8 protein-coding genes are annotated in these 11,560 nt (G+C 65.9%); 4 read left to right on the top strand and 4 right to left on the bottom strand.

Annotated elements, in window-relative coordinates; all coding sequences use genetic code 11:
- Positions 1-110: 110 nt before the first annotated feature.
- Both OOB33_RS17455 and OOB33_RS17450 read right to left on the bottom strand, forming a co-directional pair.
- The gene (locus OOB33_RS17455) at positions 111-1,376 is read right to left on the bottom strand and encodes a 3-deoxy-D-manno-octulosonic acid transferase (RefSeq protein WP_442953050.1); all 1,266 of its coding nucleotides are present in this window, start codon (positions 1,374-1,376) and stop codon (positions 111-113) included.
- Between the two features lie 83 nt (positions 1,377-1,459).
- The gene (locus OOB33_RS17450; RefSeq protein WP_271009602.1) at positions 1,460-2,848 is read right to left on the bottom strand and encodes a phosphomannomutase/phosphoglucomutase; all 1,389 of its coding nucleotides are present in this window, start codon (positions 2,846-2,848) and stop codon (positions 1,460-1,462) included.
- On the opposite strand from OOB33_RS17450, the gene OOB33_RS17445 reads away from it, so the two are divergent.
- The 4 genes from OOB33_RS17445 (at position 2,837) to OOB33_RS17430 (ending at position 7,226) form a co-directional block, all read left to right on the top strand.
- Positions 2,837-4,276 carry a sensor histidine kinase gene (locus tag OOB33_RS17445; protein WP_271009601.1) on the top strand — a complete coding sequence of 480 codons (1,440 nt, stop codon included), beginning with the start codon at positions 2,837-2,839 and terminating at the stop codon, positions 4,274-4,276. The genes OOB33_RS17450 and OOB33_RS17445 overlap by 12 nt on opposite strands.
- A 40-nt stretch (positions 4,277-4,316) precedes the next feature.
- Positions 4,317-5,132 (top strand): LytR/AlgR family response regulator transcription factor, encoded by an 816-nt coding sequence (locus OOB33_RS17440; protein ID WP_271009600.1) that lies wholly within the window; start codon positions 4,317-4,319, stop codon positions 5,130-5,132.
- A 160-nt stretch (positions 5,133-5,292) separates the two neighbouring features.
- A complete protein-coding gene (locus OOB33_RS17435) occupies positions 5,293-6,429 on the top strand; it encodes a sensor histidine kinase (protein WP_271009599.1) in 1,137 nt (378 codons plus the stop codon).
- On the top strand, positions 6,426-7,226 hold the full coding sequence (locus OOB33_RS17430) for a LytR/AlgR family response regulator transcription factor (protein WP_271009598.1): 801 nt from the start codon (positions 6,426-6,428) through the stop codon (positions 7,224-7,226). The genes OOB33_RS17435 and OOB33_RS17430 overlap by 4 nt, the downstream gene beginning before the upstream one ends.
- 228 nt (positions 7,227-7,454) lie before the next feature.
- On the opposite strand, the gene OOB33_RS17425 is transcribed toward OOB33_RS17430, so the two are convergent.
- Complete coding sequence (locus tag OOB33_RS17425; RefSeq protein WP_102766855.1) at positions 7,455-8,654, bottom strand: helix-turn-helix domain-containing protein; 1,200 nt, start codon at positions 8,652-8,654, stop codon at positions 7,455-7,457.
- 220 nt (positions 8,655-8,874) lie between these two features.
- The gene (locus OOB33_RS17420) at positions 8,875-11,427 is read right to left on the bottom strand and encodes a GspE/PulE family protein (RefSeq protein ID WP_271009597.1); all 2,553 of its coding nucleotides are present in this window, start codon (positions 11,425-11,427) and stop codon (positions 8,875-8,877) included.
- Positions 11,428-11,560: the final 133 nt, after the last annotated feature.

Here is an 11,560-nt window from a genome sequence, read left to right as displayed (position 1 = left end):
CGAGTGCGGAACACAAATGTAGGCCAAAGCGGCTGACGCCGGCATGACGAAGCGCACATCCGGCAACGGGTCGGCGCCGATCAAGCACAGCAAACGGGGGCGCTCGCCTTTCAGGCCAAAGGTGCAGGCTCGAGTGCCAAGATGTCGGCGGCCATGCGTGTGGCGGCGCCGCGGTGGCCTTGCGCAAATGCCAGCGCGCGCTGCCGCATGGCCGCGGCATCGTCGGGCTGTTGGCACAGGTGCAGCGCAGCACTCAAGGCCTGGGCCAGGTCGGGCTGGCGACGGGCCGCGCCGGCCGCCTCGGCCAACTCGGCCGCCTGAGCGAAATTGAAGGTGTGCGGGCCCATCAGCAAGGGGCAGCCGCAGGCGGCGGCTTCGATCAGGTTCTGGCCGCCGAGAGGCGCAAAGCTGCCGCCCAGCAAGGCCACATCGGCCAGGCCGTAGTAGAGCGCCATCTCACGCATGGAATCACCCAGCCAGGCATCGGCCGCCAGCGCCTCCGGGCCGGGCGCATCGGCCCATTGGCTGCGCCGCGCCAGGCGCAGGCCGGCGTTGCCGATGGCCTGGGCCACCTCATCAAAACGCTGCGGGTGACGGGGCACGATCAGCAGCAGGGGGCGGCCGGCCGCCTTCAGTGCGGCGCTCTGGGACTGCCAGGCCTTCAGCAGCAGGGCTTCTTCGCCCTCGCGGGTGACGGCGGCCAGAATCACCGGCCGACCGAGGGCCTCGTGCCAGCCCTGGCCGCGGGCCAGCAGCACAGCGTCCACGGTCATGTCGAATTTGAGATTGCCGGCCACCTGCACGCGCGGCACGCCGCTGGCACGCAGGCGCTCGGCATCGGCCTCGGTCTGGGCCAGGGCCAGGCTCAGGCGCTGAGCGGCCGGGTGGAGCAGGGCGCGCAGGCGCTCGCCGCGCCGCTGGCTGCGAGCCGACAGCCTGGCATTGGCCAGCACCATGGGCAGGCCGCGCCGTGTCGCCTCGGCCTGCAGGCAAGGCCAGATTTCTGTTTCCATCAGCACGCCGACGCCGGGCTGCCAGTGCTGAAGGAAACGGCGCACCGACCCCGGTGTGTCAAAAGGCAGCCAGACCTGGGCGTCGCCATTGCGCAGCAGCTCCACACCGGCTTCGCGGCCGGTGGCCGTGCTGTGGCTGAGCAGCAGGCGCAGCCCCGGCTGGGCGCGGCGCAGGGCGTCGATCAGGGCCGCCGCGGCCCGGGTTTCGCCCAGCGAGACGGCATGCACCCAGACCCAGCCGGGGCGGGGATGCTCATGGGCAGGGTAGATGCCCAGACGCTGGCGCAGAAAGCGCCGGTAAAGCGGCTCGGCCCGGCCACGCAGCCACAGGCGCAGCAGGTAGGCCGGCGTGAGCAGGCGCATCACGCCGCCGTACAGCCACAGCGCCAGGCGAGCGGCCAGGGTGGCTTCCAAGCGCGCAGCCTCGGGGGAACCCAAACCCTGGGTCAATGGCCGGCGGCGAAGGTGGCGTCGGGCTTGACGCGCTTGAGCTGGGCCAGCACGTCATGCTCGATGCGGGCCAGGGCTTCGGGCGTCTGGCCTTCGAAGCGCAGCACCAGCACCGGCGTGGTGTTGCTGGGGCGAACCAGGCCGAAGCCGTCTTCGTACTCCACGCGCAGGCCGTCGATGGTGACGATCTCCTTGGAGCCGGGGAACTCGGCCACTTCCAGCAGCTTCTTGACCACCTCGTGGTGCTCGCCTTCGGCGCAGGGCACATTGATCTCGGGGGTGTTGAAGCTGTTCGGCAGGCCGTTCAGCACGGCGCTGGGGTCGGCCACCTTGGACAGGATCTCCAGCAGGCGGGCAGCCGTGTACATGGCGTCGTCAAAACCGTACCAGCGGTCCTTGAAGAAGATGTGGCCCGAGAGCTCGCCGGCCAGCGGCGCACCGGTTTCCTTGAGCTTGGCCTTGGCCAGGGAGTGCCCGGTCATCCACATCAGCGGGCGGCCGCCATGCTCACGGATCCAGGGCGCCAGGCGCTGGGTGCATTTGACGTCGAAGATGATCTCGGAGCCGGGCTTGCGGCCGAGGATTTCGGCGGCGAAGAGCATGATCTGGCGGTCCGGCATGATCATGGTGCCGTCCTTGGTGACCACGCCCAGGCGGTCGCCATCGCCGTCGAAGGCCAGGCCCAGTTCGGCATCGGTGGCGTGGACGATGCGCTTCAAGTCGTCCAGGTTTTCCGGGCGCGAGGGATCGGGATGGTGGTTGGGGAAGTCACCATCGACCTTGGAGTAGATGTCGATCACCTCGCAGCCCAGGGCGCGCAAGATGGCCGGGGCCGAGGCGCCGGGGATGCCGTTGCCGGAATCGACCACGATCTTCATCGGGCGCTTGAGCTTGGCATCGCGCACGATGCGGTGGCTGTACTCGGGGATGATGTCCATCTGGCCGACCCGGCCCTGGCCGACCGTGTAGTCCTCGGCCTCGATGCGGCGGCGCAGGCCCTGGATCTGCTCGCCGTAGACGGCGGCGCCCTTGAGCACCATCTTGAAGCCGTTGTAATCCTTGGGGTTGTGGCTGCCGGTGACCATGATGCCGGAGCTGCAACCATGCTTGCTGCGGGTGGCGGCCACGTAATACAGCATGGGCGTGGTGACGGCGCCCAGGTCCACCACATCGAGGCCGGTGGACTGCAGACCACGGATCAAGGCGGCCACCAAGCTGGGGCCGGACAGGCGGCCGTCACGGCCTACGGCCACGGCTTTTTCGCCCAGCTTGCGCGCCTCGGTGCCGAAGGCGCGGCCCAGATGTTCGGCCAGGTCTTCGTTCAAGGAGGTGCCGACGACGCCACGGATGTCGTAAGCCTTGAAGATGGATGCGTGAACTTGCATGTGTTGTGCTTCTGCCTGAAGTTGACGGGCGGGAGATGGGCGAGCGCTGAGCGCGGTACGCCGGAATTGCGTGGGTGCCAGCGGCGCCAAGCGTCGCGTGGAGGGTGGATTGTAGGCAGGCTTGATGTCGGCTCTTCCGGCAACAGAACGCTTCGCACGCGGGCCTGCGTTCGAGACGCCGGCTCGTCGATTCGTTCCGGTTTGAAACCACCGATCGCACGCCGGCCCGCCTATGATCGCCTCTTGCCTAAACTGCCGTGCATGAATCCACTGAGCAATGCGTGGCGGCACACGGTCAGCACCGCTTTTGACGACCTTTGGCACATCGGCGCACCTCGCCGTTTGCCCGGGTACGTCCATTGGCCACTGATCGCCCTCACGGGTGCCAGCGTGGGGGGCTTGATCGTTCTTTTGGCAGCCTTGTTCAGCGGCAATCTGCTGCGCATGGGGTGGTGGTCGCCCAATTTTTTGTGGTCCATGCTCACGGGCAGCATCATCATGGGGCTGTTGCAGGGCAGCTTCATCGCTTTGGGCTGGCTCATTCCGTCTGAGCGACTCCGACAGTGGCGTGACGGCGTGGGCCGATCGCGCTGGCTGGTCTACATCGGCTTGCCTGCGCTGTGCAGCTTGCTCGGTCTGATTCTGCTCGATGTCCTGATGCGTTCCGTGGCCAAGGGCAGCCTGGCCCGACCTCGATGGCCCAACTTCGGTCTGGTGATCACCTTCCTGATCTGCGGGACCTTGCTGGCCGGCCTGAGCTGGTGGCGATTGCGCGCCCAACTGCAGGCTCACAAGGTTCGCCAGCAGATGACCGAGGCGCAGCTGCGGCTTTTGCAGGCTCAGATCGAGCCACACTTTCTATTCAATACCTTGGCCAATGTGCAGGGCTTGATCGACTATGAGCCGGCCTTGGCCAAGCGCATGCTGGATGCGTTTACCGACTATCTGCGCGCCAGCCTGCTGCAGATGCGCGCCGAAGACGTCAGCCTGGGCGAGGAACTCGACCTGGTGCAAAGCTATCTGACCGTGATGCAGTGCCGCATGGGTACACGCCTGCGTTGGCAGCTGGACATACCGGCCGAGGTGCGCACCGCCCGCATCCCGCCTCTGCTTTTGCAGCCCTTGATTGAAAACGCCATTCACCACGGCTTGGAACCGCAGATTGATGGAGGCCAGCTTTGCTTGCGCGCCCGCATGGACGGCTCGGGTTTGTGCCTCGAGATCGATGACGATGGCATCGGCCTTGCTGCTGCGCAGCAGCGTCAGCGCCGAGGCAGCGGCGTGGCCCTGAAGAATATCCGTGAGCGGCTGCGGGCCACCTACGGCCCTGGGGCCAGTTTGCAACTGCAGGCGAGAACGGACGGACATGGCACGCAGGTGCGCCTGAACTTGCCCCGTCTGCACCCTCAATCGGCGCCCGCCATCTGATGACCCCGAGATTGAGCTGAATCCGATGAACATTGACGCCATGACTCGCCCTCGCGCCCTGCTTGCCGACGACGAACCTCATCTGCTGCGCGTGCTGCAGGATCGGCTGCATGAGCTGTGGCCTGAGCTGGAGATTGTGGCCGCGGTCCAGCATGGTCTTGCTGCGGCCGAGCAGATTGAACGGCTGCAGCCCGACATCGCCTTCCTGGACATCCAGATGCCCGGGCTGACCGGCTTGGAGGTGGCCCAGGGTATCGAAGGCGCGACCCGCGTCGTGTTCGTGACCGCTTATGACGAACACGCGCTGAACGCGTTCGAGCACGAAGCAGTGGACTACGTGCTCAAGCCGGTTCGGGCTGAGCGGCTGCAGCTGACGGTGGACCGCTTGCGCCGTGCCTTGGCGGGCCGTCCGGGCGCGCCTTGGCCTGTAGGCGACGAAGGTGGCATGCCGGCGCCTTCGTCGCAAGCCGATGCCGCTCAACTGGCCAAGCTGCTGGCTCAACTGATGCCCAGCGCTCGCCCTGTTCAGCCGACGCTGCGCCATCTGCGAGCCAGTCACGGCAGCAGCACGCACATCATCCCGGTCGAGGACATCCTGTACCTGCAGTCCGACGAGAAATACACCCTGGTTCGCACCGCAGCGCACGAGTACCTGATCCGCAGCTCGATCATGGAGCTGGCCAGCCAGCTGGACCCGCAGCGTTTCTGGCAGGTGCATCGCGGCACGCTGATCAATGTGGACCACCTGCTGTCCACCCGCCGTGACGACAACGCGCGGCTTTTGCTAAAGATGCGCGGCCATGAGCGCGAGCTGCCCGTGAGCCGGGCCTATGTGCATCTGTTCAAGGCGATGTGAGTGCAAGCCGGGCCAGTGGGGAAGGGCAAGCCTGCGCCGCGACCATTGACGGCCCCGGCTTGCCGTTCGGCGGCCTGTCTTGCCACTCATCGCAGGAAAGGCTTTTGGGGGACACTCGCGCCCTAAGCTTCAGCGCATGTTCAAGCTGAACCGTCCCTCCATGAAAACCAATTCCTTCAGCGCAGAGCTGCGCTATGCCGCCCGTCGCTACTTCCGTCTTTACAAGCAGCGTGACGAAGCCGGCTGGGCCCGGGCTTTGATCACAACCGGCATAGGCCTGGCTTTCCCCAGTCTCTTCCTGATTCTGGCCGTGCTGTTTGGCAGCGCCACAGTCAGCGCGCCGAACTTGGCTTTCAGCTGGCTCAATGGCTTGTGCATCGCCTTCTTGATCCACGGCGTGTACCGGCTCATCGAACTGACGCAGCCGCAAGCCCGGCTCGATGCAATCCAACAAGGGGGCTGGCGGGCGGGGCTGTTCTTCAGTCTGATCCCGGTGGCCTGTATTCTTTTGGGCATGGTGCTGTTCGCCCAGGGCCTGGGCTGGTGGATGCAGTTGCAGGTCTCGACGCCGCTGGAAAGCACCCGTGGCCTGAGCCAGTTTCTTTTCGTCTCGCTGGTGGGCGTCTTGATTGGCTGGGCGATTGACCACCAGGTGCGCCGCCGCCAGGCCCTGGAGTTGCAGGCCACCGAGGCCCGCCTGCTGCACCTGCAAGCGCAGATCGAACCGCATTTTTTGTTCAACAGCCTGGCGGCGGTTCAAAGCCTGATCAAGCCGGCGCCGGACCAGGCCCTGGCCATGTTGGAACACTTCACCGACCATTTGCGTGCCAGCCTTGCCGCCCTGCGTGAGGACAGTTGCCTGCTGGGCACCGAGTTGCAAGCCGTGCGCAGCTATCTGGCCCTGATGCAGATCCGCATGGGCGACCGCCTGCGCTTTGTGGTGGAGGCCGAGCCCGCGGCCGAGCAGTTGCGCCTGCCTCCGCTGCTGCTTCAGCCCCTGGTCGAGAACGCCATCGTCCACGGCATCGAACCCAAGGATGAAGGCGGCGAGGTGCGACTGCGCGCCTGGATCGAGGGAACAAGCCTCAAGGTGCTGGTGCAGGACGATGGTCTCGGCCTGCTGGCCAAGCCCCGCCGCAGCCAGCAAGGGCATGGCATCGCCCTCAAGAACGTACGTGAACGGCTGGCGGCCCGCCATGGCGCGCGCGCCAGTTTGGATCTGCATATCGACGAGGCCGGCTGCCGCGCCTTGCTCTCCCTCCCCATCCAGCCTAAAGATCAAGGATCAGCAGCATGAGCCTGCGCGCCATCATCGCGGACGACGAAATTCATCTGGCCGAACACCTGAAGTCCGAACTGAGCCGGCTCTGGCCGGAGCTGGAGGTTCTGGCGCTTGCACGCACCGGACGCGAGGCCGCCCGCCTGATTGAAACCCTGCAGCCTGAGCTCGCGTTTCTCGACATTCAGATGCCGGGCTTGACGGGTCTGGAGGTGGCGCAAGGCATCGAGGGCAAGACCCGGGTGGTGTTTGTCACGGCTTACGACGAGTACGCCGTCGAGGCGTTTGAGCATGCCGCGCTCGACTACCTGCTCAAGCCCCTCAAGTCCGAGCGCCTGGCCCGCACTCTGGAGCGCGTGCGGGCGGGCTTGGCGCAAGACGCAGCCGCTGCTGCTGCGGCCGAGCCACTGACGGATGCCGGTTTGGCCGGCGTGCTGCGCCAGCTGATGGTCCGCAGCGAGGGGGGCTCAGCCGGCGCTGTGCCCGCCCCGCGATTGCGTTATGTGCGGGCTGGGCAAGGGGAGTTGATGCACCAGGTTCCGGTTGAAGAAGTGCTGTTCTTCCATGCCGATGACAAGTACACCGTCGTGCAGACGGCCGAGGCCGAGCATCTGATCCGCACGCCCATCGTCGAGCTGGCTGAGCAGCTCGACCCTGAGCAGTTCTGGCAGGTTCACCGCTCGACCATCATCAATTTGCGGCATCTGGCCGGCACCCGGCGTGACGAGGTCAGTCGCCTGTTCGTGCGCATCAAGGGTCAGGCGCGCGAGCTGCCGGTGAGCCGGGCCTATGTGCATTTGTTCAAGGCCATGTGAGCTTTCGCGCTGAGGGCAGGTCTGGCGACTCCATCGAGACGTCTGTACACGGCGGAAGGCCTTCGTGAGCGACCCCTTCGTGGTGTCCCTGCCCGCACCTCAGCGGCCTGCTGTGCGGTCACAGGCCCATCCGGCCACCCATGGCGTGTTGGTCTGGCGGCACGGAGCCCGAGCGACCGAGGCTCGCGCGCGCGAGGCCGGGGGGCAGGAGCTCCGGCCTTCAGCTTCTCAGAGCCCAGGGCGCAGATCGGTGCTCACGCCTTTGAGCTTGCGGTAGAGCGTGCTGCGGCCGATGCCCAGCTGACGTGCTGCCAGCGCCATATTGCCCTGGCAGTTCTGCACCGTTTGGAGAATCATGCGCATCTCTGACTCGCGCAGCGTCAGTGCATCGGCCGGCACCATGCCAGAGACTGAGGCGCCGTCGCTGAGCAAAGGGCTGAAGGCGGTGTCGCTCTCGAAGCCGCTGTGTCCCTCGGCGGCCGGTGGCAAGGCCGAGGCCTGCCGGACGGCCATGGCATCGCCGGCAAGGACCACTGGCGTCGGGTGGGCGCCCACGGGGACCACGGCAGCGGGAGTGCCCGCGAACTGCATCGGTGACGCAGCTCCGTTGGCGCCGGGACTCAGGCGCCCGTAGAGCAAGGCCGAGCCTTCCTTGACACCCGCCGCAGGGTGCAGCATCAGGCTCATGGCCGGCTCGGCCTGGCGGCGGCTCAGCTCGAACAGCTCGCCCAGGCTCAGGCCGAAGAGCTGTTGCAGATCGAGGCGGCGCAAGGCGGTTGAGGGCAGGTTGAGCAGGTCGAGGGCGCGCCGGTTGGCTCCCAGCAGTTGCCCGTCGTCGCCCAAGGCCAGCACGCCCTCGTTGAGGGTGCCCAGTCGCTGTGGGCTGGCATGCAGGTGCAGGCGCAGGTTCTGGCTGAACTTGTCATTGAACCACTGGTTCTCGATCATGCGCGCCGAGATGCGGGCCAGCGCCAGGGTGTGGGGGTGGTAGCTGCGGCGGTCGCTCGAGACGTCGATCACGCCCAGCAAGGCGCCCTTGTGGTCGAAGATGGGCGCGGCCGAGCAGGTCAGGAACTGCAAGGAGCGCAGGTAATGCTCGGCGCCATTGACCAGGGTGGGGCGCTCGGTCATCAAGGTGGTGCCGACCGCATTGGTGCCTTGCGTGGCCTCGGCCCATTGCGCACCCGGCGCCAGGGCCACTTGCTGGGCACGGGCCAGAAAACCGGGGTCGCCCAGCGAATGCAGCACCACGCCACTTGCGTCGGTCAGCAGCACCATGCTTTGTGCATGGCTGAGCTGCTCGTACAGCATCTCCATCAGCGGCAAGGCCTGGGCGCAGAGCCGGGCATTGCGATGCAGCAGCTCGTTCAGCCGGCTGCCTTCAATGCGGTGGAGATCGGGGGCTTGCTGGGGCTGCAGACCGAACATCTGGCAGCGTTCGTGCGAGCTTTGAATGGTGCTGTGGTGTAGAGCCTGGCTGTGCGCGGAGGCGGTGCCCCGCGCGATTTGGGATGAAAACAAAACCTACCCCTGTGTGCATTATTTGACGGTCGACTATGGTCCAAGCGTCAGGGGCTGACAAGCGGGGAAGATTGGGTAAGCAGGCTCAGCCCCCCAATTTGAAGTAACAATATTTGAAAAACGTATGTCAGGCGTTACTGGTTGCGCGCACTTCGCCCATTGTGGTGGTGCCTTGCAACACTTTCAGAATGCCATCCTGGCGCAGCGAACGCAGGCCTTCGTTCAATGCGGCCTGGAACAGTTCTTCGGCGCGTGCACCGGTCTGGATCAGGCGCCGGATCGGTTTGCTGACGACCAGCAATTCGTGCAGCCCCGCGCGCCCCTTGAAGCCGCTGAAGTCGCATTTTTCGCAGCCCGGGCTGTGGAAATGCAGCAGTTCTCCGCCAATGCCGAAGCGGGCCTGCCAGTCAGCCAGCAGAGCGGCCCGGTCGGGGCGCTGCTCCGGCGAAAAGACGTGGAGGTAATCGTCCAGCCACTCTTCCTGGTCGCTGCTGCTCAAGGGCTCGCCCACACGGCAAGACGGGCACAGCCGCCGCACCAAGCGCTGGGCCAGCACGGCCAGCAGGGAGTCGGCAAAGTTGAAGGGGTCCATGCCCATGTCCAGCAGGCGGGTGATGGTCTCGGCCGCGCTGTTGGTGTGCAAGGTGGACATGACCATATGGCCGGTCAACGAAGCTTCGACCGCGATCTCGGCGGTTTCGTGGTCGCGGATCTCGCCGACCATGATCACGTCCGGGTCGGCGCGCAGGAAGGCGCGCAAGGCCTTGGCAAAGGTCCAATCAATGCGCGGGTTGACCTGCACCTGGCGCAGGCCGGCCTGGGTGATTTCGATCGGGTCCTCGGCCGTCCAGATCTTGCGTTCGGGCGTGTTGATGTGGGCCAGGGCCGAGTGCAAGGTGGTGGTCTTGCCGGAGCCGGTCGGGCCCACGCACAGCACCATGCCGTAGGGTCGGGCCACCGCTTCCTGCAGGTTCTTGAGGTTGGATTCGCTCAGGCCCAGCTTGGCCAGGGGCAGGGGCTTGGAAGACGAGAGCAGTCGCATGACCACGTCTTCCAGATTGTTGTTGGTCGGGATGGTGGCCACGCGCAGCTCCAGCTTGGACTGCGGCATGAAGCGGCCGAAGTTGATCTTGCCGTCCTGCGGCTTGCGGCGCTCGGAGATGTCGAGCTCACACATGATCTTGATGCGGGCGATCATGGCATTGCGGTAGGTGTGCGGCAGCTCCAGATAGGGGTGCAGCACACCGTCGCGGCGGAAGCGGATCTTGACCTTCTCGCTGCCCGGGTGGGTTTCGATGTGGATGTCGGACACGCCCTGGTTGCTGGCGTCGAGGATCATGGTGTTGATCAGGCGCACCAGGGAGTTGTCGCTTTGCTCGATCGGTTGCTCGTCTTCGCGGACATTGCGCTCCTGGCCCTCCCGCTCCAGGGTTTCGATCAGCTTGTCAGCCTTGTCCAGGCTGAAGTCGATCTGGAACCCGCCTGGCCCCGCATCGGTGGCGCGGCCCAGGGACTCAGAGCCGTAGCGCTCGTAGGCCTGGTGGATGGCAAAGCTCAGCGATCCGACCTTGGCCAGGGTGGGCGTGACCTTGAGCTGGGAGATGAACTCCACCTCGTCCAGCGCATCGCGCCGGGTGGGGTCTTCCATGGCCACGATCAGGCGGCCGTCGCGCAGCAGCAGGGGCAGCACCTCCAGGCGTTTCGCCACTGCATAGGGCAGTTTGACGATGGCATCGGGCTCGAACGCGAAGTTGGTCACGTCCACCAGCGGATAGCCCATCTTGCGTGCCAGGGCCGACTGCAAGGCCTGCCGTGTGACCACGCCCTTGCGCACCAGCAGTTCGCCCAGCGGCACCGAACGGTCATCGCGTTGTTGCAGCAGGGCCTGTTCCAACTGGTCTTGTGTGATCAGGTCCAGGGCCAGCAGGGCCTCACCGATGCGCACCATGGGCATGCGGGCTTGCTGGTCGATGGCTTGGATCAGCTGGTCGGCGGTGACGATCTGCTGGGCCACCAGGATGTCGCCGACGCGGCGCGAGCGCAGATGGCTTTGCTCGTTGACGGCTTCCTCCACCTGATCGGAGGTGGCCAGTTGTTCCTTGATCAGCAGGTCACCGATGCGCTCGCCGATCTCGAAGTGCTCCAGCGCCTCGCGTGGGATGAAGACGCGCAGCACCGAGTCGTCGCTGTCGCTCAGCGGCGGAAAGAGAAAGAGGCCCAGGTCATCATGGCCATGGCCGATGGTGATGCCGCGCAACTCGCCTCCGCCGACGAAGTGCAGCTTGAACTCGCTGCGCGGGCGGTGGTCCAGCCGCAGCACATCCTCGGTGGTCTGCGAGCGCGGCGGCACGGTGATGGGCCGCAGCAGCTTGATGGCCCGGAACTGGCTGAACTTCAGCGGCATGGCGCTGCGTGCCGGCGGCACATTGATCTGCGCCAGGCGCTCATGCGGCGCCACAAGGATCACATGGCCGGCGGTGCGGCTGTTGTTCAGCCCCAGGATCTCGCAGGGTTCGGCCGACAACTGCGGCGTGGCCTGAGGGTAGGCGGCATAAGGCGGCATCGGCCATGCGAAACCATCGGCGGCCCGGCCTTGGGGGCGCTGGGGCGCCAAGCCCTCGCCCGCACTGGAGCCGGCCCTCTCATGGGGCCAGGGCAGTGGGGTGGACAGATCGGTCATGCTGAAAACTCTCCAATGAGGGCTAGGTGCGAGTCAGGGCGCGTCCGCTGACGCGAGACGCGCTGCGCGCGCCTTGAATGCTAAAGCCGCTGGCTTGGTCGGCAAGCCGCGATTAGCCCAGCCTGCCACATTC

Origin of the sequence: Paucibacter sp. B51, assembly GCF_027863535.1 — a bacterium.
Taxonomy (GTDB): domain Bacteria; phylum Pseudomonadota; class Gammaproteobacteria; order Burkholderiales; family Burkholderiaceae_C; genus Paucibacter_A; species Paucibacter_A aquatilis.
The sequence above is the reverse complement of the archived record's forward strand: the minus strand, read 5'-3'. Positions and strand labels throughout refer to the sequence as shown.

Coding starts and splice junctions, on each gene's coding strand:
- OOB33_RS17450 (WP_271009602.1), bottom strand. CDS start 2,848: ATGCAAGTTCACGCATCCATCTTCAAGGCTTACGACATCCGTGGCGTC.
- OOB33_RS17455 (WP_442953050.1), bottom strand. CDS start 1,376: ATGCGCCTGCTCACGCCGGCCTACCTGCTGCGCCTGTGGCTGCGTGGC.
- OOB33_RS17430 (WP_271009598.1), top strand. CDS start 6,426: ATGAGCCTGCGCGCCATCATCGCGGACGACGAAATTCATCTGGCCGAA.
- OOB33_RS17435 (WP_271009599.1), top strand. CDS start 5,293: ATGAAAACCAATTCCTTCAGCGCAGAGCTGCGCTATGCCGCCCGTCGC.
- OOB33_RS17440 (WP_271009600.1), top strand. CDS start 4,317: ATGACTCGCCCTCGCGCCCTGCTTGCCGACGACGAACCTCATCTGCTG.
- OOB33_RS17425 (WP_102766855.1), bottom strand. CDS start 8,654: ATGTTCGGTCTGCAGCCCCAGCAAGCCCCCGATCTCCACCGCATTGAA.
- OOB33_RS17420 (WP_271009597.1), bottom strand. CDS start 11,427: ATGACCGATCTGTCCACCCCACTGCCCTGGCCCCATGAGAGGGCCGGC.